The 25,309-nt window shown below is 58.9% G+C and carries 24 protein-coding genes; 18 read left to right on the top strand and 6 right to left on the bottom strand.

Features of this window, described 5'->3' with window-relative positions; translation table 11 throughout:
- Positions 1 to 13 precede the first annotated feature (13 nt).
- From BLU76_RS00710 to glmS, 12 genes are all read left to right on the top strand, one after another.
- Positions 14 to 421 carry a F0F1 ATP synthase subunit I gene (locus tag BLU76_RS00710; protein ID WP_063323658.1) on the top strand — a complete coding sequence of 136 codons (408 nt, stop codon included), beginning with the start codon at positions 14 to 16 and terminating at the stop codon, positions 419 to 421.
- Between the two features lie 16 nt (positions 422 to 437).
- Positions 438 to 1,307 carry a F0F1 ATP synthase subunit A gene (gene atpB, locus BLU76_RS00715; RefSeq protein WP_063323659.1) on the top strand — a complete coding sequence of 290 codons (870 nt, stop codon included), beginning with the start codon at positions 438 to 440 and terminating at the stop codon, positions 1,305 to 1,307.
- A gap of 131 nt (positions 1,308 to 1,438) precedes the next feature.
- Positions 1,439 to 1,696: a F0F1 ATP synthase subunit C gene (gene atpE, locus BLU76_RS00720; RefSeq protein WP_003097235.1), complete on the top strand. Its 258-nt coding sequence runs from the start codon at positions 1,439 to 1,441 to the stop codon at positions 1,694 to 1,696.
- A gap of 58 nt (positions 1,697 to 1,754) precedes the next feature.
- A complete protein-coding gene (locus tag BLU76_RS00725) occupies positions 1,755 to 2,225 on the top strand; it encodes a F0F1 ATP synthase subunit B (protein ID WP_003187193.1) in 471 nt (156 codons plus the stop codon).
- 12 nt (positions 2,226 to 2,237) lie between these two features.
- The gene (locus BLU76_RS00730) at positions 2,238 to 2,774 is read left to right on the top strand and encodes a F0F1 ATP synthase subunit delta (protein WP_003207094.1); all 537 of its coding nucleotides are present in this window, start codon (positions 2,238 to 2,240) and stop codon (positions 2,772 to 2,774) included.
- A gap of 21 nt (positions 2,775 to 2,795) precedes the next feature.
- Complete coding sequence (gene atpA, locus BLU76_RS00735) at positions 2,796 to 4,340, top strand: F0F1 ATP synthase subunit alpha (protein WP_017129296.1); 1,545 nt, start codon at positions 2,796 to 2,798, stop codon at positions 4,338 to 4,340.
- A 50-nt stretch (positions 4,341 to 4,390) separates the two neighbouring features.
- Positions 4,391 to 5,251 carry a F0F1 ATP synthase subunit gamma gene (gene atpG / locus BLU76_RS00740; RefSeq protein WP_063323660.1) on the top strand — a complete coding sequence of 287 codons (861 nt, stop codon included), beginning with the start codon at positions 4,391 to 4,393 and terminating at the stop codon, positions 5,249 to 5,251.
- A gap of 27 nt (positions 5,252 to 5,278) precedes the next feature.
- Positions 5,279 to 6,655, top strand: a complete 1,377-nt coding sequence (atpD, locus tag BLU76_RS00745; protein ID WP_014340987.1) for a F0F1 ATP synthase subunit beta — start codon at positions 5,279 to 5,281, stop codon at positions 6,653 to 6,655.
- Positions 6,656 to 6,700: 45 nt separating this feature from the next.
- Positions 6,701 to 7,126 (top strand): F0F1 ATP synthase subunit epsilon, encoded by a 426-nt coding sequence (locus BLU76_RS00750; protein WP_003207087.1) that lies wholly within the window; start codon positions 6,701 to 6,703, stop codon positions 7,124 to 7,126.
- A 115-nt stretch (positions 7,127 to 7,241) separates the two neighbouring features.
- Positions 7,242 to 8,609 carry a bifunctional UDP-N-acetylglucosamine diphosphorylase/glucosamine-1-phosphate N-acetyltransferase GlmU gene (gene glmU / locus BLU76_RS00755; RefSeq protein ID WP_092221092.1) on the top strand — a complete coding sequence of 456 codons (1,368 nt, stop codon included), beginning with the start codon at positions 7,242 to 7,244 and terminating at the stop codon, positions 8,607 to 8,609.
- Positions 8,610 to 8,817: 208 nt separating this feature from the next.
- Positions 8,818 to 9,594 (top strand): DeoR/GlpR family DNA-binding transcription regulator, encoded by a 777-nt coding sequence (locus BLU76_RS00760; RefSeq protein WP_060739917.1) that lies wholly within the window; start codon positions 8,818 to 8,820, stop codon positions 9,592 to 9,594.
- Position 9,595: 1 nt separating this feature from the next.
- Positions 9,596 to 11,428 (top strand): glutamine--fructose-6-phosphate transaminase (isomerizing), encoded by a 1,833-nt coding sequence (gene glmS / locus BLU76_RS00765; protein WP_063323662.1) that lies wholly within the window; start codon positions 9,596 to 9,598, stop codon positions 11,426 to 11,428.
- A gap of 467 nt (positions 11,429 to 11,895) precedes the next feature.
- Here the strand turns inward: glmS and BLU76_RS00775 are convergent, their stop codons facing one another.
- The 4 genes from BLU76_RS00775 to BLU76_RS00790 all read right to left on the bottom strand — a co-directional run bounded on the left by BLU76_RS00775 (position 11,896) and on the right by BLU76_RS00790 (position 16,168).
- Positions 11,896 to 13,215, bottom strand: coding sequence for an outer membrane protein transport protein (locus BLU76_RS00775; protein WP_092221098.1), 1,320 nt, complete (start codon positions 13,213 to 13,215; stop codon positions 11,896 to 11,898).
- Between the two features lie 299 nt (positions 13,216 to 13,514).
- Positions 13,515 to 14,351: an SDR family NAD(P)-dependent oxidoreductase gene (locus BLU76_RS00780; RefSeq protein WP_057396519.1), complete on the bottom strand. Its 837-nt coding sequence runs from the start codon at positions 14,349 to 14,351 to the stop codon at positions 13,515 to 13,517.
- 28 nt (positions 14,352 to 14,379) lie between these two features.
- The gene (locus BLU76_RS00785) at positions 14,380 to 15,243 is read right to left on the bottom strand and encodes an SDR family NAD(P)-dependent oxidoreductase (protein WP_092147524.1); all 864 of its coding nucleotides are present in this window, start codon (positions 15,241 to 15,243) and stop codon (positions 14,380 to 14,382) included.
- A gap of 4 nt (positions 15,244 to 15,247) precedes the next feature.
- Positions 15,248 to 16,168: an alpha/beta hydrolase gene (locus tag BLU76_RS00790; RefSeq protein ID WP_170862062.1), complete on the bottom strand. Its 921-nt coding sequence runs from the start codon at positions 16,166 to 16,168 to the stop codon at positions 15,248 to 15,250.
- A gap of 133 nt (positions 16,169 to 16,301) precedes the next feature.
- Between BLU76_RS00790 and BLU76_RS00795 the strand changes: the two genes are divergently transcribed.
- From BLU76_RS00795 to BLU76_RS00820, 6 genes are all read left to right on the top strand, one after another.
- Positions 16,302 to 17,318, top strand: a complete 1,017-nt coding sequence (locus BLU76_RS00795; RefSeq protein WP_092221101.1) for an AraC family transcriptional regulator — start codon at positions 16,302 to 16,304, stop codon at positions 17,316 to 17,318.
- Positions 17,319 to 18,262: 944 nt separating this feature from the next.
- Complete coding sequence (locus BLU76_RS00800; RefSeq protein ID WP_092147533.1) at positions 18,263 to 19,234, top strand: tripartite tricarboxylate transporter substrate binding protein; 972 nt, start codon at positions 18,263 to 18,265, stop codon at positions 19,232 to 19,234.
- Positions 19,235 to 19,337: 103 nt separating this feature from the next.
- A complete protein-coding gene (locus BLU76_RS00805; RefSeq protein ID WP_371856965.1) occupies positions 19,338 to 19,784 on the top strand; it encodes a tripartite tricarboxylate transporter TctB family protein in 447 nt (148 codons plus the stop codon).
- A 9-nt stretch (positions 19,785 to 19,793) separates the two neighbouring features.
- Complete coding sequence (locus tag BLU76_RS00810) at positions 19,794 to 21,314, top strand: tripartite tricarboxylate transporter permease (RefSeq protein ID WP_092147539.1); 1,521 nt, start codon at positions 19,794 to 19,796, stop codon at positions 21,312 to 21,314.
- A gap of 80 nt (positions 21,315 to 21,394) precedes the next feature.
- A complete protein-coding gene (locus tag BLU76_RS00815; protein ID WP_092147542.1) occupies positions 21,395 to 22,552 on the top strand; it encodes an L-talarate/galactarate dehydratase in 1,158 nt (385 codons plus the stop codon).
- Between the two features lie 17 nt (positions 22,553 to 22,569).
- A complete protein-coding gene (locus tag BLU76_RS00820; protein ID WP_092147545.1) occupies positions 22,570 to 24,003 on the top strand; it encodes an FAD-binding oxidoreductase in 1,434 nt (477 codons plus the stop codon).
- A 47-nt stretch (positions 24,004 to 24,050) separates the two neighbouring features.
- Here the strand turns inward: BLU76_RS00820 and BLU76_RS00825 are convergent, their stop codons facing one another.
- Both BLU76_RS00825 and BLU76_RS00830 read right to left on the bottom strand, forming a co-directional pair.
- A complete protein-coding gene (locus BLU76_RS00825; protein ID WP_092221104.1) occupies positions 24,051 to 24,758 on the bottom strand; it encodes an NUDIX hydrolase in 708 nt (235 codons plus the stop codon).
- Positions 24,748 to 25,305 carry an adenylyltransferase/cytidyltransferase family protein gene (locus BLU76_RS00830; RefSeq protein ID WP_092221107.1) on the bottom strand — a complete coding sequence of 186 codons (558 nt, stop codon included), beginning with the start codon at positions 25,303 to 25,305 and terminating at the stop codon, positions 24,748 to 24,750. The genes BLU76_RS00825 and BLU76_RS00830 overlap by 11 nt, the downstream gene beginning before the upstream one ends.
- Positions 25,306 to 25,309 lie beyond the last annotated feature (4 nt).

Genomic DNA, 25,309 nt, shown 5'->3' on the forward strand with positions numbered 1-25,309 from the left:
GAGAGCAAAAGCGATGGAAACCCGCACGCCAAACCGCTTGCCGTTCCATCGTCTGGCAGTTTTCCCGGTTTTGATGGCCCAATTCGCCGTTGTATTGATCGCCGCACTGGCGCTCTGGCAATGGAAAGGAGTCGTCGCCGGATACTCAGGGCTTTGCGGAGGCCTGATAGCCTTGCTTCCCAATATTTACTTCGCTCACAGGGCCTTTCGGTTTTCCGGCGCCCGAGCAGCCCAGGCTATCGTCCGGTCTTTTTATGCCGGCGAGGCGGGGAAACTGATTTTGACGGCAGTGCTGTTTGCATTGACGTTCGCAGGTGTGAAGCCACTGGCGCCGCTGGCTGTATTCAGCGTCTTCGTGCTGACCCAACTGGTTAGCTGGTTCGCTCCCCTGCTAATGAGAACAAGACTTTCGAGACCTTAGGGCGTTTGAGGCAACCATGGCAGAGACAACCGCTTCGGGCTATATCCAGCACCACTTGCAGAACCTGACCTTCGGTCAGCTACCCAACGGCGGCTGGGGCTTTGCCCACACCGCAGCAGAAGCCAAGGAAATGGGCTTCTGGGCTTTCCACGTCGATACCCTCGGCTGGTCGGTCGCATTGGGTCTGATCTTCGTTTTTCTTTTCCGCATGGCGGCAAAGAAGGCGACTTCCGGTCAGCCTGGTGCACTGCAGAACTTCGTTGAAGTACTGGTCGAATTCGTCGATGGCAGCGTGAAAGACAGCTTCCATGGCCGTAGCCCGGTGATCGCACCGTTGGCACTGACCATCTTCGTCTGGGTGTTCCTGATGAACGCCGTCGACCTGGTACCGGTCGACTGGATTCCTCAGCTGGCCATCCTTATCTCCGGCGATGCACACATCCCCTTCCGCGCCGTGTCGACCACCGACCCGAATGCGACCCTGGGCATGGCCTTCTCGGTTTTCGCACTGATCATTTTCTATAGCATCAAGGTCAAGGGCATCGGCGGCTTCATCGGCGAACTGACCCTGCACCCGTTCGGCAGCAAGAACATCCTGGTCCAAGCCCTGCTGATCCCGGTGAACTTCCTGCTCGAATTCGTGACCCTGATCGCCAAACCGATTTCTCTGGCACTGCGTCTGTTCGGCAACATGTATGCCGGCGAACTGGTGTTCATCCTGATCGCTGTGATGTTCGGCAGCGGCCTGCTGTGGCTCAGCGGCCTGGGTGTGGTCCTGCAATGGGCGTGGGCTGTGTTCCACATCCTGATCATCACCCTGCAGGCGTTCATCTTCATGATGTTGACCATCGTCTACCTGTCGATGGCGCACGAAGAAAACCATTAAGGCCAGTCTCGACTAGTCTGATGTCCTTCCCGGTCAAACGGGAAGGAGCCCGAACCGGGCTGAGAAACGATTTGTTTTACCGCTTTAATCTAAAAAACCTAAACCATACGACGTAAAAGTCGGGAGGAAAGATGGAAACTGTAGTTGGTCTAACCGCTATCGCTGTTGCACTGTTGATCGGCCTGGGCGCACTGGGTACCGCAATTGGTTTCGGCCTGTTGGGCGGCAAGTTCCTGGAAGGCGCAGCGCGTCAGCCAGAAATGGTTCCAATGCTGCAAGTCAAAATGTTCATCGTGGCCGGTCTGCTCGACGCCGTGACCATGATCGGTGTTGGTATCGCTCTGTTCTTCACCTTTGCGAACCCGTTCGTTGGTCAAATCGCTGGCTAATTACTCGGATGTCTCGAGTAGATTGGTGTGATGGACAACGTAACTGCGAGGTGTTGGCGTGAACATTAATGCGACCCTGATTGGCCAGTCCGTTGCGTTCCTGATTTTTGTACTGTTCTGCATGAAGTTCGTATGGCCTCCGGTCATTGCGGCATTGCACGAACGTCAAAAGAAGATCGCTGATGGTCTGGACGCTGCCAGCCGTGCAGCTCGCGACCTGGAGTTGGCCCATGAGAAAGTGGGTCAGCAACTGCGCGAAGCGAAAGCTCAGGCAGCTGAAATCATCGAGCAAGCCAAGAAACGCGGTACCCAGATTGTCGACGAAGCCCGTGAACAGGCTCGCGTCGAAGCTGACCGTGTGAAGGCTCAGGCTCAAGCCGAGATCGAACAGGAACTCAACAGTGTCAAAGACGCGCTGCGTGCCCAAGTGGGTGCTCTGGCCGTTGGCGGTGCTTCGAAGATCCTGGGTGCCACAATCGATCAAAACGCGCACGCAGAGCTGGTTAACCAACTGGCTGCTGAAATCTAAGCGAGGGCGATCATGGCAGAACTGACCACGTTGGCCCGACCTTACGCTAAGGCGGCCTTCGAGCACGCTCAGGCCCACCAGCAACTGGCCAATTGGTCAGCCATGCTCGGCCTGGCTGCAGCGGTGTCGCAAGACGACACCATGCAGCGCGTGCTCAAGGCCCCGCGACTGACGAGCGCAGAAAAGGCCGCCACGTTCATTGACGTGTGCGGCGACAAGTTCGATGCCAAGGCACAGAATTTCATTCACGTCGTTGCCGAAAACGACCGTCTCCTGCTTCTGCCGGAGATCGCCACTCTTTTTGACCTGTACAAGGCCGAGCAAGAGAAGTCGGTAGACGTGGAAGTGACCAGTGCTTTCGCATTGAACCAAGAACAGCAAGACAAACTCGCCAAGGTTCTCAGTGCACGACTCAACCGGGAAGTGCGCCTGCAAGTCGAGGAAGACAAGTCCCTGATAGGGGGCGTTGTAATCCGCGCCGGCGACCTGGTTATCGATGGCTCGATTCGCGGCAAAATCGCGAAACTTGCCGAAGCATTGAAATCTTGAGTTTGAAGGGGCAGCAGAGCAATGCAGCAACTCAATCCTTCCGAAATAAGTGAAATTATCAAGGGCCGCATCGACAAGCTCGATGTGACCTCCCAAGCCCGTAACGAAGGCACTGTCGTCAGCGTATCTGACGGCATCGTGCGGATTCACGGTCTGGCCGACGTCATGTACGGCGAGATGATCGAGTTTCCGGGCGGCGTCTACGGTATGGCCCTCAACCTGGAGCAAGACTCTGTAGGTGCCGTGGTATTGGGCGCGTACACCTCTCTGGCTGAAGGCATGAGCGCCAAGTGCACCGGCCGCATCCTCGAAGTTCCGGTTGGTAAGGAACTGCTGGGTCGCGTCGTCGACGCACTGGGTAACCCTGTTGACGGCAAAGGTCCGCTGAACAACACCGAGACCGACGCGGTCGAGAAAGTTGCTCCTGGCGTGATCTGGCGTAAGTCGGTAGACCAGCCTGTACAGACTGGCTACAAGGCTGTCGATGCCATGATCCCTGTCGGCCGTGGCCAGCGTGAGCTGATCATCGGTGACCGTCAGATCGGTAAGACCGCTCTGGCGATCGACGCGATCATCAACCAGAAGAACAGCGGCATTTTCTGCGTCTACGTAGCCATTGGTCAGAAGCAATCGACCATCGCCAACGTGGTTCGCAAGCTGGAAGAAAACGGCGCCCTGGCCAACACGATCATCGTGGCTGCCAGTGCTTCGGAATCTCCAGCGCTGCAATTCCTGGCACCGTACTCCGGTTGCACCATGGGTGAATTCTTCCGCGACCGCGGTGAAGACGCGCTGATCGTTTATGATGATCTGTCCAAGCAGGCAGTGGCTTATCGCCAGATCTCCCTGCTGCTGCGCCGTCCACCAGGCCGTGAAGCCTACCCAGGCGACGTGTTCTATCTCCACTCCCGTCTGCTGGAGCGCGCATCCCGCGTTTCGGAAGAGTACGTAGAGAAGTTCACCAACGGCGCAGTGACCGGCAAGACCGGCTCCCTGACCGCTCTGCCGATCATCGAAACCCAGGCTGGCGACGTTTCCGCGTTCGTTCCGACCAACGTGATTTCCATCACCGACGGTCAGATCTTCCTGGAATCGGCCATGTTCAACTCCGGGATCCGTCCTGCTGTGAACGCCGGTGTTTCGGTATCCCGTGTGGGTGGTGCCGCTCAGACCAAGATCATCAAGAAGCTGTCCGGTGGTATTCGTACCGCCCTGGCCCAGTACCGTGAACTGGCGGCATTCGCCCAGTTCGCTTCTGACCTGGACGAAGCGACCCGTAAGCAACTTGAGCATGGTCAGCGCGTTACCGAGCTGATGAAGCAGAAGCAATACGCACCGATGTCGATCGCTGACATGGCGCTGTCGCTGTATGCCGCTGAGCGTGGGTTCCTGACTGACGTTGAAATCGCCAAGGTCGGCAGCTTTGAACAAGCGCTGATTGCTTACTTCAACCGCGATCACGCCGACTTGTTGGCCAAGATCAACGTGAAGGGTGACTTCAATGACGAAATCGACGCGGGCATGAAAGCCGGTATCGAGAAGTTCAAGGCCACCCAAACCTGGTAAGCCGCAGCGGGAGTCGCAAGGCTCCCGCTTGCTAACCTGATAGGTGTTACATGGCAGGCGCAAAAGAGATTCGCAGTAAGATTGCGAGCATCAAAAGCACGCAAAAAATTACCAGCGCCATGGAAAAAGTGGCGGTCAGCAAAATGCGCAAGGCACAAATGCGCATGGCTGCTAGCCGCCCTTATGCGGAGCGCATCCGCCAGGTGATTGGTCATCTGGCCAACGCCAACCCGGAATATCGCCACCCGTTCATGATCGAACGCGCCATCAAGCGCGTCGGTTACGTCGTGGTGAGCAGTGACCGTGGTCTGTGCGGTGGCTTGAACACCAACCTGTTCAAGGCCCTGGTCAAGGACATGGCTGTAAACCGCGAACAAGGCGTCGAGATCGATCTGTGCGTGATTGGTAGCAAGGGTGCGGCTTTCTTCCGTAACTTCGGCGGCAACGTCGTCGCTGCTATCAGCCACCTGGGTGAAGAGCCGTCGATCAATGACCTGATCGGCAGTGTCAAGGTGATGCTGGATGCGTACCTGGAAGGCCGGATTGACCGTCTGTCCGTGGTATCCAACAAGTTCATCAACACCATGACGCAGCTGCCAACCGTGGAGCAATTGGTCCCACTGGTGGCGACCCCGGAACAGGAACTCAAGCACCACTGGGACTACCTCTACGAACCGGATGCCAAGGAGCTGCTCGACGGCTTGATGGTCCGCTACGTGGAGTCGCAGGTCTACCAGGCGGTGGTCGAGAACAACGCAGCTGAACAAGCAGCGCGGATGATCGCGATGAAGAACGCTACCGACAACGCCGGTGATTTGATCAGCGATTTGCAGCTGATCTACAACAAGGCGCGTCAGGCTGCGATCACCCAAGAGATCTCGGAAATCGTCGGCGGCGCTGCCGCGGTTTAACGGTTCAAATATTCAGAGGATCCAGCTATGAGTAGCGGACGTATCGTTCAAATCATCGGCGCCGTTATCGACGTGGAATTTCCACGCGACAGCGTACCGAGCATCTACAACGCGCTGAAAGTACAAGGCGCGGAAACTACCCTGGAAGTTCAGCAGCAGCTGGGCGACGGCATCGTTCGTACCATTGCGATGGGTTCCACCGAGGGCTTGAAGCGCGGTCTGGACGTTGTCGACTCTGGCGCTGCCATCTCCGTACCGGTCGGTAAAGCGACCCTGGGCCGGATCATGGACGTACTGGGCAACCCGATCGACGAAGCCGGTCCGATCGACACCGAAGAGCGCTGGGGCATTCACCGTCCTGCGCCATCCTTCGCTGAACAGGCAGGCGGCAACGACCTGCTGGAAACCGGCATCAAGGTTATCGACCTGGTTTGCCCGTTCGCCAAGGGCGGTAAAGTCGGTCTGTTCGGTGGTGCCGGTGTGGGCAAGACCGTAAACATGATGGAACTGATCCGTAACATCGCCATCGAGCACAGCGGTTATTCCGTGTTCGCCGGTGTGGGTGAGCGTACTCGTGAGGGTAACGACTTCTACCACGAGATGAAGGATTCCAACGTTCTGGACAAAGTGGCACTGGTCTACGGCCAGATGAACGAGCCGCCGGGAAACCGTCTGCGCGTAGCCCTGACCGGCCTGACCATGGCCGAGAAGTTCCGTGACGAAGGTAACGACGTTCTGCTGTTCGTCGACAACATCTACCGTTACACCCTCGCCGGTACCGAAGTATCCGCACTGCTGGGCCGTATGCCTTCGGCAGTAGGTTACCAGCCGACCCTGGCTGAAGAGATGGGCGTTCTGCAAGAACGTATCACTTCGACCAAGGAAGGTTCGATCACTTCGATCCAAGCGGTATACGTACCTGCGGATGACTTGACCGACCCGTCGCCAGCGACCACCTTCGCCCACTTGGACGCCACCGTCGTTCTGTCCCGTGATATCGCTTCCCTGGGTATCTACCCAGCGGTTGACCCACTGGACTCGACTTCGCGCCAGCTGGACCCGAACGTGATCGGCCAGGAGCACTACGACACCGCTCGCGGCGTCCAGTACGTGCTGCAGCGCTACAAAGAGCTGAAGGACATCATTGCGATCCTGGGTATGGACGAGCTGTCGGAAGCCGACAAGCAGTTGGTATCCCGCGCTCGTAAGATCCAGCGCTTCTTGTCGCAGCCGTTCTTCGTGGCTGAAGTCTTCACCGGTGCCTCGGGTAAATACGTTTCCCTGAAAGACACCATTGCTGGCTTCAAAGGCATCCTCAACGGTGACTACGACCACCTGCCAGAACAAGCGTTCTACATGGTCGGCGGCATCGAAGAAGCGATCGAGAAAGCCAAGAAACTGTAATCCCGGCGCCCGGCAACGGGCGCTAATTTAGGTTGAGGCAATCAGATGGCTATGACAGTCCATTGCGATATCGTCAGTGCGGAAGGGGAAATCTTCTCCGGTCTGGTCGAGATGGTGATTGCGCATGGTGAGCTGGGTGATCTTGGTATCGCTCTGGGTCACGCACCGCTGATCACTAATCTGAAACCGGGTCCGATCCGCTTGATCAAGCAGGGCGGGGAAGCCGAGGTGTATTACATCTCCGGTGGTTTCCTCGAGGTTCAGCCGAACATGGTCAAGGTCCTTGCCGACACTGTGCAACGTGCTGCCGACCTGGACGAAGCCTCCGCTCAGGAAGCCGTCAAGGCTGCCGAGAAGGCCCTGCACGAGCGAGGCGCGGAGTTCGATTACGGTTCTGCTGCTGCACGTCTGGCCGAGGCCGCAGCCCAGCTGCGCACCGTCCAGCAGATCCGCAAGAAGTTCGGCGGCTAAGCCGTCTGCTTTCTGTGCGATTGATTAAAAAGGGTAGCCTCGGCTACCCTTTTTTCTTTTCCCGACACTCATCATCTGGTCGCAGCCGCTGACCACCCAGGATTGGTAGCCAGTCATGTCTCTCGAAATCGTTATCCTCGCGGCCGGTCAAGGCACCCGCATGCGTTCGGCGCTGCCCAAGGTCTTGCACCCGGTAGCCGGCAATTCCATGCTCGGCCATGTTATCCACAGCGCCCGGCAACTTGATCCACAGCGCATTCACGTGGTGATCGGCCACGGTGCCGATGCTGTGCGCGAACGCCTGGCCGCCGATGACCTGAATTTCGTCTTGCAGGACAAACAACTGGGCACTGGCCATGCGGTGGCCCAGGCAGTGCCATTCATCACGGCGGATACGGTGCTGATTCTCTACGGCGATGTGCCGCTGATCGAAGTCGACACCTTGCAACGCCTGCTCAAGCATGTCGCGCCACAACAGTTGGGCCTGTTGACCGTCGAGCTGGACGACCCCACCGGTTATGGCCGCATCGTGCGTGACGTCGACGGCCAAGTGACCGCCATCGTCGAACAGAAGGACGCCAACGAAGCCCAGCGCGCGATCACTGAAGGCAACACTGGGATTCTGGCCGTGCCGGCTGAGCGCCTGGGTGACTGGATGAGTCGTCTGTCGAACAACAACGCCCAGGGTGAGTACTACCTGACAGACGTGATCGCCATGGCGGTCAGCGATGGACTGGTGGTCGCCACCGAGCAGCCGTTGGACGCCATGGAAGTGCAGGGCGCCAATGATCGCCGGCAATTGGCCGAACTGGAGCGCCACTATCAATTGCGCGCCGCCCGCCGCCTGATGGCCCAAGGCGTGACGCTGCGCGATCCGGCCCGTTTCGACGTGCGCGGTGAAGTCAGCGTGGGTCGCGATGTGGTCATCGATATCAACGTCATCCTCGAAGGCAAGGTTGTCATCGAAGACGACGTGGTCATTGGCCCGAACTGCGTGATCAAGGATAGCACCCTGCGCAAAGGCGTGGTGATCAAGGCCAACAGCCATCTCGACGGTGCGGTCATGGGGGAGGGCAGCGATGCTGGCCCGTTTGCCCGCCTGCGCCCAGGCTCTGTGCTGGAAGCCCGTGCCCATGTGGGTAACTTTGTTGAACTGAAGAATGCTCACCTGGGCGAAGGCGCCAAGGCCGGGCACCTGACCTACCTCGGTGACGCTGAAGTCGGCGCCCGCACCAACATTGGCGCCGGGACCATCACCTGTAACTACGACGGTGCCAACAAGTGGAAAACCGTGTTGGGTGAGGACGTGTTCATCGGCTCCAACAACTCGCTGGTGGCGCCTGTGACCCTCGGTGATGGTTCAAGCACGGCCGCAGGTTCGACCATCAATCAGGATGTGGATAACGCTCAGCTCGCGGTGGCGCGCGCCCGGCAACGCAATATCGACGGCTGGAAGCGCCCGGTAAAAATCAAGAAGAGCTAAGTTATCCACAGCCCCCGTGTGGGAGCGGGTTTGCTCGCGAAAGCGTTGTTTCAGTTCACGTTGTACTGTCTGATTCGACCCCTTCGCGAGCAAGCCCGCTCCCACATTGATTTCATGATTTCTGAATTTTTCTTCTCCCGCCTTGACGATAGCCCTGCAATAGGTTTTGATTAGTTACGTTATCTTTCGAATCGAAACTTACCTCGCCATGTCAAAGCGCAACACACCACAACGCCGTCACAATATTCTTGCCTTGCTCCAGGAGCAGGGTGAGGTCAGTGTGGATGAGTTGGCCAAGCGCTTCGAAACCTCGGAAGTTACGATTCGCAAGGATCTCGCTGCCCTGGAAACCAATGGCCTGCTGCTGCGTCGCTACGGTGGCGCGGTGCCGATGCCGCAGGAGTTGGTGGCCGATAACGGGCAAACCGTCTCCAAGTACAAACTGGCCATTGCCCGGGCCGCCGTGAAGCGGATCCGTGAACATGCGCGCATCATCATCGACAGCGGCAGCACCACGGCGGCCATGATTCCGCAACTCGGCCAACAGCCGGGCCTGGTGGTGATGACCAATTCCCTGCACGTCGCCAACGCCCTGAGCGAACTGGAGCACGAGCCGGTGCTGTTGATGACCGGCGGTACCTGGGATCCTCACTCCGAGTCGTTCCAGGGCCAGGTGGCCGAGCAGGTCCTGCGTTCCTATGACTTCGACCAACTGTTCATCGGCGCCGACGGCATCGATCTGGTTCGAGGTACCACCACCTTCAACGAACTGCTGGGCTTGAGCCGCGTGATGGCTGAGGTTGCCCGGGAAGTGATCGTCATGGTGGAGGCCGACAAGATCGGCCGGAAAATCCCCAACCTGGAACTGCCGTGGAGCAGCGTCCATACCCTCATTACCGATGATCGCCTGCCCGTAGAGGCCCGCGATCAGATTCAGGCGCGCGGCATTACTGTGATCTGCGCGCCTGTCAGCCAGGAGAAATAGCATGTGTGGAATTGTCGGCGCCGTTGCTGAACGCAACATCACAGCAATCTTGCTCGAGGGCCTCAAGCGCCTGGAGTACCGCGGTTATGACAGCGCCGGTGTGGCGGTGTTTACCAACGACGAGAAGCTCGAACGCATGCGTCGTCCGGGCAAGGTCAGCGAGCTGGAACAGGCGCTGGAAGCCGAACCGCTGCTCGGTCGCCTGGGCATCGCCCACACGCGTTGGGCCACCCATGGCGCGCCGTGCGAGCGTAACGCTCACCCGCATTTTTCCGGCGAGTTGGCGGTGGTGCACAACGGCATCATCGAAAACCACGAAGCCCTGCGTGAACAGCTCAAGGCACTCGGCTATGTGTTCACCTCGGACACCGACACCGAAGTCATCGCCCATCTGCTCAACCACAAGCTCAAGGACCTGGTGGACCTGACCGTCGCCCTCAAGGCCACCGTCAAGGAACTGCACGGTGCCTATGGCCTGGCGGTCATCAGCACAAAACAACCTGACCGCCTGGTGGCGGCCCGCAGCGGCAGCCCATTGGTTATCGGCCTGGGCCTGGGGGAAAACTTCCTGGCGTCCGATCAGTTGGCGCTGCGCCAGGTCACCGACCGCTTCATGTACCTGGAAGAAGGCGATATTGCCGAAATTCGCCGCGACAGCGTGCAGATCTGGGACCTCGACGGCAATGACGTGGTACGGGAAACCGTCCAGTACCGCGACGGTGCCGATGTCGCCGACAAGGGCGAGTTCCGCCACTTCATGCTCAAGGAAATCCACGAACAACCGGCCGTGGTCCAACGCACCCTGGAAGGCCGCATGAGCCAGAACCAGGTACTGGTCCAGGCGTTCGGTCCACAGGCGGCCGAGTTGTTCGCCAAGGTCCGCAACGTGCAGATCGTGGCCTGCGGCACCAGTTATCACGCCGGCATGGTCGCCCGTTACTGGCTGGAGGAACTGGCCGGTATTCCGTGCCAGGTCGAAGTGGCCAGCGAGTTCCGCTATCGCAAAGTGGTGGTGCAGCCCGATTCGCTGTTCGTCACCATCTCCCAGTCCGGCGAAACCGCCGACACCCTGGCCGCCCTGCGTAACGCCAAGGAACTGGGTTTTCTCGCCAGCCTGGCGATCTGCAACGTCGGCATCAGCTCGCTGGTACGCGAATCCGACCTGACCCTGCTGACCCAGGCCGGTCGCGAAATTGGTGTGGCGTCGACCAAGGCGTTCACCACGCAACTGGTGGGCCTGCTGTTACTGACCCTGTCCCTGGGCCAGGTGCGCGGTACTCTGGGCAAAGGGGTCGAGGCAACCTTGGTGGAGGAGCTGCGCCGCCTGCCAGCCCGCCTGGGCGAAGCCTTGGCGATGGACAGCACGGTGGAAAAAATCGCCGAACTGTTCGCCGAGAAGAACCACACCCTGTTCCTCGGGCGTGGCGCGCAATTCCCGGTGGCGATGGAAGGGGCCTTGAAGCTCAAGGAAATCTCCTACATCCACGCCGAGGCCTACCCGGCCGGTGAACTCAAGCACGGCCCGCTGGCGCTTGTGGATAACGACATGCCGGTGGTCACCGTGGCGCCGAACAACGAGCTGCTGGAAAAGCTCAAGTCCAACCTGCAGGAAGTGCGCGCCCGTGGCGGCCAGTTGATCGTCTTCGCTGACGAGAAGGCTGGCATGACCAATGGCGAAGGCACCCACGTGGTGCACATGCCGCATATCCACGACATCCTGTCGCCGATCCTCTACACCATCCCGCTGCAACTGCTGTCGTACTACGTCGCGGTGCTCAAGGGGACTGATGTGGACCAGCCGCGTAATTTGGCGAAGTCTGTGACGGTGGAGTGAGTTGTCCACCGAGAGCCCAGGCTCCTGTTTTGTCGCTAGACAATAAAAACTGTCGCAGAGGGAGGGAGCTGTCCCAGCTCCCTTCATCGACACAGGCTCCCTTCCTTCTGTTGCGATGGCTGCAACCCCGCTTTGACCCTCGCCCATGCCTTTGAAAATTCACCTCGACGAATCACTCGCCTCTTATGTGCGGTGGAACCTATTCCTTAACTGGAACGTAGATGTCGCACCAATCTTTGATCAGCTCGCGACACGTCACGTGTTGAAGAATATCGAGTTGAAAAGACTCTCAGCGGCGATGGGTTGGCAAGGATGCAACGGCTTCAATCGGCTGATTCAGCAACGCCAATTAGTTAAGCCGTAATGCGATCTGTAGCAACTGCCCAGTTCACGAGGCTGCTACAGCAAAGAGTGCGTCGCGGCTGAAATTGCTTAACTGACCTTCATCGGGCTTATGAGGGTGAGGATTAGTATCGATAGGTTGCCTGCACTGAAAATATATTCGCACTGTTTTCGTAATTAGCACTGTATTCAGGTTGAAGGCCGGAGTTGTTCGGTTGGTTTACCGAGGCTTTGGATTCCCAGAGATAACCATAAGCAAAGTCTATCGTTAGATCGGGATTCGGCAAATAAGCGCCACCCAGGGTCACGACTTGGCGGTTACCAACCGGAACGCGCACGCTACGATCGGCATTGCTGATCGGCGACGGATCGTAGGCGTAGCCTGCACGCAGCAGCCATTGTTGGTTCAATTGAAAGGATACGCCAACGGCGGTGGACCACGTGTCGTGCCAGTTCAATGGTTCGCCCACACGCTCCAGACCCGCACTCTGGCCAAGGGCGGAAACATCGCTGTTGATTGCCTCGATCTTTTTCAGTCGACTCCAACGTTTCCAGGTGGTCCCCAGGTATCCCGTCCAGCGACTATTGAAATGATGGGTGATAGAGGTGTTCACGGATTCGGGCATTGTGATGTCTATCTTGTTGTCATACTTTCCGTCCAGCGGGATAACGCTCGGGGAGCCGGAAAACTCGGTATGCCCTTTGAGGTGATAGCTCACCTTCGAGTGGTAGTTAATCCCCCAACTCGTTGCATCACTCAAGTCAACCAAGAGGCCGACGTTGTAGCCAATTGCCGTGTCATCGCCTTTGATGGTGACCCGTGTGTCCTGGCCGTTGTTCAGAGCGCCGGTGGCCAGGTAATTCTGAAGTTTTGCATCGAAATGATTTATGGTCGGTCCGCCACCAATGGACACGTAATCATTGATCCGATAGGCAATGGTGGGCTGCAGGGTTACCTCCTTGGTCGAGCTATAGGAACCCTGGTAGCGGCCCTGAAAAGTGCTCTCGTATTCGTTGATCAGACCACTCGGAGCATAGAGACCCAGACCAATCGAAAAACGATCATCAAGCGGCGTCGACATATAGGCGAAGGGCACGACCGCCAAAGGTACCGAGTCCCCCTTATTCGTTCCTGCGACACTGCTCTGCGCATCACTAATGTCGTCGCTCCCCGAGATGATCGCGGCCCCGCCGGAAATCTCGGTACGTTTCAACTTGGTCAAGCCAGCAGGATTTCCGTAGATGGTGCTGACGTCCAGTGCGGAAGACGACCTTCCCGCATAAGCAGTTCCCGCACTGCTGGCACTTTGTTCGTTAAGAGCAATGCCATTAGCGCCTGCAATTGTAGAGGCACTGAGCAGTGCCATGACACTGGTGTACTTAATCCACGCAGCACTCTTTCGCTGAGCGGAGAGACACGGGATCGCACGGCTATTGAGTTTCATTTTCCACCTCTCGTTTATTGTTTTTGTTGATTGCACGCAGGCAAGGCTTCGCCTTCCTGTGCACTTTTGAGTGCCGGTTGGAGTTGATCGAAGTTGTGTAAAAGAACCTGAAGGAACACCACCAGGGCACGACTGCTGGACTTACAAATGCGAGTCAGGGACTCAATTAAGCCATTCGACTTGGAAGCTATAGCGCCCCAAGAGCGGCGCCAGGATTTCCTGGTTAGTTCCGGCCCGGATGCGGGCGACATGCCCACGGCCAGAAGCGGTCATTTGTTCAGGCTGCGACCCTGACCTAATCAAGCCTTGTCTTCATCGCTGAGCCTTACCGCTTCGGCGACTTTTCCAGCGTCGAAACCGATCCACTCGATAAGCCGACGCAGCAAGCCTGGCGCTTTCGCCACCAGCACTTGGCTGCGTGGCACCGTCACCAAGTCATGCCGCTGCTCGATGCAGTCCACCAGGGCGGCCACCACCTGCTCCAACGCGACGAACTGCCAGACCCCCTGATGGTTATTCCAGACCAGGGTGGAGGACGGCCCATCAACGATCGCCTCCATCATCGGCGTTTGGAAGAAGGTCGGGTGGAATGAGCCGACACTCACGCCGTGCTGACGAAGCTCCAGGCGTAAGCTGTCACACAGGGCCCAGACTCCGGCCTTGCTGGCGGTGTAGGCCGTGTTCAACGGCGAATGAACGAAAGCCGCCATAGACGAGATGGCCAGTAGATAGCCCTGGCGTGCCTTCACATGGGGCAGTGAGGCGCGGAAGGTGCGCGCCACACCGTTGAGGTTGATATCGATGACCCGGTCAAACGTGGCGGGATCGATATACTCCAGGGCTACCACCGAGCTGACGCCAGCGCCGGCGACCACCACATCAATTCCGCCGAAATGCTGCGCGGCCTCTTTCAGCGCCGTTTCCAGACTCTCAATTGAGCGCACGTTGGCCACCCAACCGACAGCGACATTAGGCCCGCCCAGGGTGACAGCCATTGCATTCAGGCTATCCAGATCGAGATCCAGCAAGACCAGCTTCGCGCCTTTGTCGCGCAGGGCCTGCGCGGCGGCCCTGCCGAGACCACCCGTGGCACCAGTGATGGCGATGACGCGGTCGTTCAACGAGTAGCTTTTCATGGGTGAACCTTAAGCAAGTAGTGGGGCATCAACTAGGGCTCTGGGTGCGAACGGTTTCTTCTTCCAATTGGTGGAGCAACCGTTGCAGGCGGGCATCGCGTGTCAGATGCCAGTCCGTGAAAACGTTGAACAGGCCGCGCAACAGTGAGATGGGCGCCCAGCGAGCCGGTACAACGATGCGCGGCTGGCGCTTTTGTAGACCGCGCACCACGCCACGTGCCACCTGTTCCGGTGCAATCGCCTGATGCAGGAAGGCCGGCAATAGGGTCTCGTTCATCTGGGTGGCGATGGCGTTGCCACCGAAGGCGACCTTGGCGATGGCGGTCGCCGTCCAGCCGGGATAGAGCACGCTGGCGCTGGCCCCGGTTGCACTTAACTCGGCGCGCAGCGAGCGGGCCAGCGACTCCACCGCCGCCTTGCTCGCGGCATAGGGCGCGTTGGCCATGCCGTTCAAGTAGGCATAGGTCGACGACGTGACCAGCACTTGGCCCCGATTGCGCACGACCTCCGGCAGTGCGGCGCGCATCGCGTGCCACACCCCGAACAGATCCACCTCAATGATGCGACGGAACTCCGCTTCGTCGCAGGTGCGTAGGGTCGCCGGTACGCCTCGCCAGGAGATGCCGGCATTGGCGAAGGCCACATCGAGACGGCCGAAACGCTCGACTGCTTGGCATATCACTGCCTTTGCCGCCTCGGCGTCGGTGACGTCGAACGCCAGCGGCAACACACGTTGGCTGTTGAACTCCTGGGCCAGCTTGTCCACCGCCTCCTGCGAGGTATCGGTCAGCACTAGGCTGGCGCCCTGCACATACAGTTCGCGTGCACTGGCGGCGCCGATGCCGCCAGCCGCGCCGGTGATCAGAACCACTTTGCCTTGAAGGTCGTACATATTCTTATCTCTTCGTTGGCGTGCTTGGCACGTTGCGCTTGAGGAAGTCGAGTTGATCACCCACCACCTGCTCGAAGGCTTCGCCCACATAAATATCGAAATGCCCATGGGCATAGCGCTTGATCTCATGACGTGGCGCGCGCCGGGCGTGACGCAGCGTCCGCTTCGCCGGTGCCACGCTGTCGGGATCGCACACGCAAAACAGCACAGGGGCCTGGATACGAGGTGTACTGCGCCCGGGGTAGTAGCGAATGATGTCCAGGGCAAAACGCGCGGCGGCCTCTTTGCGGATACGCGCACCTGACGGGATCAGGCCGTTATAGCCACCCCAGGCATCCGGCGAAGTCATGAATGCCGTATCGCCAGGTTGACCGGCGAGCGGAACCAGAATGGGTTTGGCGCCGAACCACGAGCCGATACGGTCGGCCAGGGCCAGCAAGGTGAGGCGAAGTGACACCAGGAGTTCGGTGGCAAGACTGGAGCTCAGGCCGTCGGTGAAGGGACATTGGGAAATGACAGCGGCCACCCTGGCATCGTCGGCGGCGGTGGCCAGCACATGCCCGCCACCGAACGAGGTGCCCCAGATAACGATACGCTGCGGGTCCACATCCGCGAGGCGGCGGGCGTGATCTATCGCGGCTGTCCAGTCTTCGAGCTGGCGGTTGATATCCAGCAGTTGGCGCGGCTCGCCTTCGCTGTCGCCGAAGTGGCGATAGTCGAACACCAGGCACGCGTAGCCGGCGGCGGCGAAGCGGGCGGCAAAGGCCGGCAAGCGCATCTTGCGCGTCCCGCCAAGCCCATGCGCCATCACCACCACCGGGAAAGGTCCTGCACCCAGTGGGCGGTAAAAGTCGGCAACGCAACGCGAGCCGTTGGAGAAGAACTGGATTGTCGCTGGTGCCAGAAGATCGGTGATCGTGTTCATGAACGGCATCTGCTGGAATGGCTGGAGTGCCGTCATTCTCGGCCGCTGCCGTTAGGAAGGCTTGACGGTATCCGACGCCCCGCTTGACACTTTGCGCCAAACAACAAAAGGCCAACCAGCCTAAAGAGGTCCGATGAGCCAGCCTTTATATCGGCGCGTGGTGCCAGAGACCTACGTGCAACTGCTCTATGAATACCTGGAGGCGCTCGGTCATGAGCCCGAGTCGGTACTTGGCCAGCCCTGGCCCACACCTGCCCAGGAGGGTGTCGGCGGCGTTGACGTGGAATGCTGGGATCGCCTGCTGGTGACGGCGGCGCAGGCACTGGACGACCCGCTGCTGGGCCTACACGTCGGCCAAACCATCAGCGCCCGGCATATCGGTGTGCTCGGCTCGGTGCTGCTGGCCTGTGGTAATCTCGGTACGGCTCTGCAACGCCTGGAGCGCTACATTCGCCTGGTGTACGACGTCATTCCCATGACTCGCCGCGACGGCGACGGCTGGTTCGAACTGGTCTGGGATGTCAGCCAGTACCAGCCCGGACCCTTGGTGAACGAAACCGGTATGGTTGCCATAATGCAGTTCTGCCGTGCCCTAGTGCGCGGCACGGCCAACCCGTTGCGAATCGATTTCAATCATCCCAGCCCTCTCGACACCAGCCCGTACGAAGCCTTCTTCGGCTGCCCGGTACGCTTCGGTCAGGCCGAGGCGGTCCTGCGTTTCTCCGCGCAACTGCTCGAACTGCCCTTTAAGAGCCCCGACCCGGCGCTGGTCTCCCTGTTGGAACAACATGCGGATCGCCTGCTGGCCCAGTTGCCACAGCAGGATGAATTCGTGGAACAGCTGCGCAAGACCATCACCCATGCCTTGCGCGAAGGTGAGCCGAGCATAGAGCGGATAAGCCCCCAACTGGGCACCTCGTCACGCACGCTACAGCGCCGTCTAAAAGAGGCCGGCACCAGCTTTCGCTATGAGCTGAACTTGGTTCGCCACGAACTAGCGTTGTCGTACCTGCGCGATCCACGCCTGCAAATCGTGGATATCGCCATGCTGCTGGGCTATTCGGAGCACAGCGCCTTCACTCGCGCCTTCAAGGAGTGGAGTGGAAGGTCGCCCCATGAGGCGAGACAACTCAACTCGGAGAGTTACTGAGCGGGGAGTCCATGGAATTAGGGAAGGCTTCGGGAGCAGGCTCAGTCTCTGTTCGGCCTCGGGATATCAGGCCCTTTTTGAGTGGTCCATTGAGTGGCCGCTGAGCGTTTCGTTATCAGGGCTTGAATCTGCGCTAGCGTGTTGCGAAGACACGTTGGCGGCCCCCGAAGACTCGATGCAACCATCAGAGATATGAGGTCCAGTAGAGGTCGATTTCTTCGACAGTGAGAGCCCGGGCTGCTGGGTTCATCCCGAATAGCGGGCAGGACATCCACTCTTGGAATCTCAGAAGTGGCTGTAAGGCCCGCCGTTCCTGGGCTAGACAGTTTTTATTCTCTAGCGTATTTGTCCGAGTCACGGTTTTTGGGGCTCGCGACAGTTTTGCATTTCCTCCGAATCGGGCTGAAGGCCACGGAAACTGGGCGTCTTTTGCGACAGTTTTAATTCTCTTAATCCACAGCTCAGCCCCGAAACGCTGATAGAAACCAACCCCCTGATTCAGGGGGTTTTTTTTAGGGGCGACTAGACTTCGTGCTGGTTCAGGCTGGGAACCGAGCTCAATCGCGCTCTGGTCGGCCAGCCCTGTTCGTCGTATTCAAGGCAAGCTGCCGAACGACTGCATTGACAACACGGGACTTAGATGATGATATCAAGTCATACGACAACGTATGACATAGAAAAATAATAAAAACGAAAGGCGCAGTCATGTCTTCCACATCTACCGCCCTGCGATTTTGCAAGTCACCGGTCCCACGCGTTATCGCAGGGCGCCAGCGACCTTCCTCTCTTTGCGAGAAGCCCCCTGCGGGCTCGCAACGGCTATCCAATTCCTCGATCCCAACGTTAAGGCCTGTGCGCTTGCCTCGTCAGGCGTTAGCGCTGGGCGTGCTCGCTTCGTGCGTAACTTCAAACCCACAATCAATGGCAGCACCTGGAGAACAATAATGAAGAAAACACTCTGCGCCTCTTTGATCGCCTCTTTCCTGAGCCTGACTGCCGGCACGGCAATGGCCGCCGATGCCAGCGACTGGCCAAGTCGTCCGGTGCAGGTGGTGGTGATTGCCAACGCCGGCGGTGACACTGATTTCAACGCACGAATGATGGCCAAGTACTTTACCAAGCTCACCGGCAAATCCATGGTGGTGACCAATATGGCCGGCGGGGGCGGGACGATTGCCGCCGATGCGGTCAAGAGTGCAGAGCCAGACGGCAATACCATCCTGTTCACCCACACCGGCCAGTTGATCGTTAACGAAGTGGCGGGACTCTCGGAGGATCGCTTTGATGCGTTTGATATCTCCTGCATCGCCGGCGTCGACAAAGGTGCGGTGTTCGTCTCGGCGAAAAGCTCGGGCATCGACAGCCTCGACCAACTGATTGAAAAAGCCAAGGCCAAGCCCGGCACCATTACCTACGGTACCGAAATGGGCAACTTCTCTCACCTGCAAGGGCTGATGTTCGAGAAGCTCGCCGGTGTGAAACTGAAAATGGTCGACAGCGGCACGGTGTCGGAAAAAATCGTCGCCTTGCTGGGCAAGCGCATTGACCTTGGCGCCATCAGTTATGGGTCGGTCCAGGATTACATCACCAGCGGCAAGATGACTGCCTTGGGCCAGCCCAACGCTGAGCGCAACGCATTGCTGGGCGACGTCAAGACCTTCAAGGAACAAGGCGTGGACCTGATCCTGGACAAGCCTTATGTCGTCGCTTTCCCGAAAGGCACTGACCCGGCCATCGTCAAGAAAATGGCCGACACCATGAAGAAGATTACCGAAGAGCCGGAATACGCCGAAGAGCTGAAGAAATCCTTCAAGCAGCCGGTCAGTTTCCAGGGCACCGAGGAAGCTGTTGCCACCCTGAACAAAACCCGCGACAGCTTCATGCAGTTCAAGGACGAGATGCGTAAAGCCAAGTAATTCTGCGTAGCGGCTCGGGTGTGCGCCGCGTTGGCAACCACCCGATCATCAGTCCTTTCCAGCAAGAGGAGCCTGTATGGATTCCTATAAAAGAAACGAGCTATTGGCCGGCCTGGCCATGCTCGGTGCCGGCGTGGCTTATCTGGTATTGACCTTGAACCTGCCGCGTCGCGGGTTGGTCGATGCCGCGTTTGTACCTTGGGTGCTTGCTGTCGCGTTATGCCTGTTGGGTGCGTTGCAATTATGGGCGTGGCGAAAGCTGCCGGACAAAAGTGCCGAACCCACAGAAAAACCTGAGTCGATCGACTATCCAACAGTCTTCAAATCCCTGGCTTTGGTGCTGATTTTTACAGCGCTGCTGCAGACCGTAGGCTTTGTGATCATGACGGTGCTTTATCTCTATGCCCAGTTCATCGTGCTGACCCCTGCGGAACAAAAGGTCAAGCACCTCCAATACGCGCTGATAGCGGTCGTTTCGGCGGTGCTGATTTTCTTCATTTTTCGCCATGGCTTCGACTTGCTCCTGCCGGTCGGTTTATTGGATTTCTAGGGGACGGCCATGATCGAACTCATGCAAACAGGCTTCGCGGCCGTACTGACACCCTACGTTTTTCTCCTGATCACCCTCGGCGTTGCGGTGGGGATCGTTTTTGGTGCGGTGCCCGGGCTCTCGGCCACCATGGCCATCGCGCTGTGCTTGCCGCTGACTTACTCGATGGGGCCAGGCCCTGGCTTGGCGCTGCTGGTCGCGTTGTTCGTCGGTGCCACTTCGGGAGGGCTGATATCGGCGATATTGCTCAACATACCGGGAACGCCGGCCTCCATCGCCACGACATTCGATGGTTGGCCGCTGATGAAACAAGGCCATGGCGTCAAGGCCCTTGGGATTGGCGTGGTGTTCTCGTTTCTTGGCACGATTTTCAGTATCGCCGCGCTGATGTTCATCGCCCCGATCCTGGCGGAACTGGCCCTGAGCTTTGGCCCGCACGAATATTTTTCCATCGCTATTTTCTCGCTGACGTTGATCGCCACGCTGTCGACCGGCTCGCTGGTCAAAGGCTTGTTTGCCGGTGCCCTGGGTTTTGCCTTTTCCACCGTGGGGATTGCACCGGTCGAGGCCATTCGCCGCTTTACCTTTGACCTGCCGAGCCTCAATGGCGGCTTCGCCATGCTGACTGTCATGATCGGCATGTTTGCCGTCGCCGAGGTGCTGAAGTTTGCTGAGAGTGCGCGCCTGAGCCACCGGGCCAAACCACAGCACGTCAGTATGAAAGGCGTGAAAGGTTTCGGTTTTTCGATAAAGGAATTTGTCGGTCAACTGCCCAACGCCACTCGTTCATCCCTGATCGGCCTCGGTATCGGCATCCTGCCCGGTATCGGTGCCGGTACGTCGAATATCGTTTCTTACATCGTTGCAAAGAAACGCTCCAAGACGCCTGAGGAGTTCGGTAAAGGCAAGATTGACGGCGTGGTGGCCAGCGAGACGGCAAACAATGCCGGCATCGGTGGCGCGATGATTCCACTGCTGACGCTGGGCATTCCCGGCGATACCACCACGGCGGTCATGCTCGGCGGTTTCATGATCCACGGCATCCAGCCAGGGCCCCTGCTGTTCATCAGCCAGGCACCGTTGGTCTATACGATCTTCGCCGCGCTTATCCTCGCTTCCGTGCTGATGCTGGTGCTGGAGTTCTACGGCCTGCGCATGTTCATCAAGTTGCTGGCGGTGCCCAAGCACATCCTGCTGCCGATCATCCTGGTCTTGTGCGTGGTTGGGGCCTTCGGTTTGAACAGCCGGATCTTCGATGTCTGGGCGGTGCTGCTGTTTGGCTTGCTGGGGTACGGGTTCGTCAAAGCCGGTTTGCCGATTGCACCGTTCATCATCGGCTTCATCCTGGGCCCCATGGCGGAAACCAACTTACGCCGTGGCTTGATGCTGTCCGACGGCAACTTCGTCGGCTTCCTCACCAACCCCATCTCAGCGGGCTTTCTCATCCTGGCTGCCGCCTCCATCTCCTGGCACCTGGTGACGGTTATTCGCAACAGGAAAAGCGCGGCTATTGAATTGATGCGCAGCTAGCTCGCTGCATTTGTCCGCGTTCGCTGCTGCAACCCGAACAGGTGTTGCAGCAGCCAAACCCAAACGTTCGGAGCAAAGCCATGCAAGACACGCCTCAAATGCCTTCCGCCGACGACGACCGCATTGCCTGGGTGCGCGTGGCCTCGGTTTTCCTGCCGTTGGCCAATCCCATCAGCGATGCCAAGGTGCTGACCGGCCGGCAAAAGCCAATGACAGAAATCGCCATTCTGTTCGTGGAAATCGAAACCAGGGACGGCCACCGTGGCCTGGGGTTCAGCTATTCCAAGCGCGCCGGTGGCCCCGGGCAATTTGCCCACGCCCAGGAAATCGCCCCCAGCCTGATCGGCGAGAATCCAAGCGATATTTCCAAACTATGGGACAAGCTCTGCTGGGCGGGTGCCTCGGTGGGGCGCAGCGGCTTGGCCACACAGGCCATTGGCGCGTTCGATGTCGCCCTGTGGGATCTGAAAGCCAAGCGAGCCAATCTTTCGTTGGCTCGCTTGCTCGGCGCCCATCGCGATTCGGTCCAGTGCTACAACACATCGGGTGGATTCCTGCATACGCCGCTTGATCAATTAATGATCAATACCGAGCTGTCTCGGGAAAAGGGCATTGGTGGTATCAAGCTCAAGGTGGGTCAGCCTGACCAGGCACTGGATCTGCACCGGGTCAGCACCATCCGCAAACATCTGGGCGATGACTTTCCATTGATGGTCGACGCCAACCAGCAATGGGATCGGCCCACTGCGCAGCGCATGTGCCGCCGTCTCGAGCAGTTCAACCTGATCTGGATCGAGGAACCGCTCGATTGCTACGACGCCGAAGGTCACGCCGCATTGGCTCGGGAATTCGATACGCCAATCGCCACCGGTGAAATGCTCACCAGCGTTGCCGAACACTGGGAGTTCATCAAACTGCGCGCGACCGATTACCTGATGCCTGATGCCCCTCGTGTCGGTGGCATCACCCCTTATCTCAAAGTCCAGGCGTTGGCCGAGCAAGCGGGGCTGATGATTGCGCCGCACTTTGCCATGGAGCTGCATATCCATCTGGCTGCCACGTACAGTCGCGAGCCTTGGGTGGAACATTTCGAATGGCTGGAGCCGCTGTTCAATGAGCGTATGCAAACCCGTGATGGGCGGATGTTGGTGCCCACCCGGCCTGGCCTTGGGCTGTCCTTGAGTGAGCGCGTGGCTGGCTGGACGGCGAATCAGGCAGCGTTCGGGCAGCGTCCGTAAGTGCTAAGGAGAGAGGGATGCCTTCGTTGAGCGATGAAGTGCTCCAACGCATCGAGCAGGTGGTAGGGCAGGCAGGGTTGGTACGTGACCCGGCGTTGATGCAGAGCTATCTGACGGACTGGCGTAACGCCTATCAAGGCCAGGCTGCGTTGGTGGTACGCCCGGCGACGACCGAGGAAGTGGCCGAGGTTGTACGCATCTGTCATGACGCCCAAGTGGCCTTGGTGCCCCAAGGCGGCAACACCGGCTTGAATGGCGGATCGATCCCCGATGCTTCTGGCAGCCAATTGGTGCTGTCCTTGAACCGGATGAAGCGCATCCGGGAAATCGACCTGGCCAACGAAACCATCACGGTAGAGGCCGGGGTGATTCTGCAACATTTACAGGATGCCGCCAGCCAGGTTGGGCGCCTGTTTCCGCTGTCACTGGGGGCGGAGGGCAGTTGCACGGTGGGTGGCAATCTTGCGACCAATGCCGGCGGAACTGCAGTGCTGCGTTACGGCAACATGCGTGAGCTGACCCTTGGCCTGGAAGTGGTGCTGCCTGACGGCCGCGTCTGGAACGGATTGCGGGGCTTGCGTAAGGACAACACCGGTTACGACCTCAAGCATTTATTTATTGGCTCGGAGGGCACGCTCGGGATCATCACGGCGGCGGTGCTCAAATTGTTCCCGGCGACCCATAGCACGGCGACAGCCTGGGTCGCGCTGCCTTCGCCGCAGGCGGCGGTGGAGTTGATTGGCCATGTGCGCAGCCTGTGCGCCGACCGCCTGACGGGCTTCGAGATGATGTCGCGCCAAAGTCTGGATTTTGTCCTGGACCATGTGGCCGGTTGCAGTGACCCGCTGGAAACGAAGCATCCTTGGTACGCCCTCATTGAACTGCGCGACACGGTGCCCGACGCGCCATTGACGCTGTTGCTTGAAAACGGCCTGGCCCACGCCTTCGAGCGCGGTTGGGTCAGCGATGCGGTGTTGGCCAGCAACCAGACGCAAGCCGCGGCACTGTGGGCGCTGCGCGAAGGTATTTCCGAGGCGCAGAATCATGAAGGCCCGAGCCTCAAGCATGACATCAGCGTACCCGTGAGTCGCATACCGGAATTCATCGAGCGCACCGACAGTGTCTTACAACAGGACTTTGCGGGGGTGCGCATCGTTTCTTACGGCCACATGGGCGACGGCAACCTGCATTACAACATCAGCAAACCGCTCGGCGAGACGGACGCCTCGTTCAGGGCCCGGGAACACGCGATCATGGAGGTCATCTACCGGATGACAAGCGCCTTCAACGGCAGCATCAGCGCTGAGCACGGACTGGGACAAGCCAAGCCTGACGCGGCCGTTCGCTTCAAGGATCCGCTGGAGATCGAATTGATGCGTGCCATTAAACGCACGCTGGACCCGGCGGGGTTAATGAACCCTGGCAAGGTCTTCACTGCCGGGCTCGAATAATCAGATATAGCGCGGATGGCGCCAGCATTTGCGTTTGTCGCTAAGCCCTACTCCAGAAAACAACGATCAAAAAGGTAAACGCTGGCCGGCTTGAGGTTTTCCACCGTGCGTTGCGGGCGACCGCCGTCGCCGCTTTTCTTGCGGCCGGTTTCCTGCAAGTAGCCCGCCTCGGTCATCTTCAATAGACGCTGACGCATGCTGGTCTTGAGCACCGGGCGATCGAGCACCACGGAGAAAATGCCCACCGCTTCCGGCGCGCTGAACTCCGGGCCCAGGAACATCAGCGGCAGGCTGCTGTAGAGGGCTTTGGACAACAACCGCTCCTGGACGGCGGCCACCAGGCTGTTGTGGTCGAAAGGGAGTTTGATCGAGGCGTCAGCGACGTCCTTAAGGGGGAAAAAACCCTGGTGTTCGGCGAGCTGGACCGCCTCGCTGACAATCGCAAGATAGAAAGTCGACGATGACCAGCAGCGCGGATCGCGGAACGCGTCACCGACGGTGCCGACCTGTTCGATCCAGGCCAGCGGCATGCCCACTTTGCTTGAGCTGCGCAGGCGCTCCACGGCGTCGTTCAGCGTGAGATCTTCGACGTCACCATTGACCACGATCCCGGGCAGCGCCCAGTGACCGGCGAACGGCTCGGCTTCCCGGCGGTTCAAGAGGATTTCCAGCGCCTGGGTCTCCCGGCAGAAGCGCAGCACACAGAGGTCGATGGTGTGCAGATAGTCGCGCGCGGGGGCTGTGCTAGTGGGCATGTCGATTTCCGTGGGTCGCATAAAGGTCATAGTTTAACGGGTTCATGCCGGGAGCCATCCAGTCGGAGGGAAGCGGCTTGCCCAACGCCAGTCGTTCGCGAACCACCGTGCTGCGCACGTGGATCGTTTCCTCCACGCGAAGGATGGAAAAACGCTCCAGCAATTCCTGGCCGCGATAGAAGGTCGGCAGCCGATCCGCGACATCCCGGCCCACCACCAACGCGATCCGCTTACCGTCCAGGGCCAGGCTGTCGGCAAGGTGGGCGAGCAGGGTGTAGCTGTAGATCGCGCCTTCAACGCCACGGGCCACGACCTGTTCCACCCGGCTTGCACGCACTTCGGCGCAGCACAGTGGCTGCACCTTTTCGACGATCGATTCCAGCCAGTTCAGGCGAACGTCATAGTCGACCATTTGTTTGCCGTAAGGATGCCGGAAGCTGGGGACCACCAGCACGCGTCTGGCCAGGCGTGAGGCCTCGATCATCACCTGGGCGTGACCGGCGTGCGGAGGATTGAAGGCGCCGCCATAAAGGGCAATCTCGAACATGGCA

The sequence above is a fragment of the Pseudomonas sp. NFACC08-1 genome (assembly GCF_900106735.1).
Taxonomy (GTDB): Bacteria; Pseudomonadota; Gammaproteobacteria; order Pseudomonadales; family Pseudomonadaceae; genus Aquipseudomonas; species Aquipseudomonas fluorescens_Q.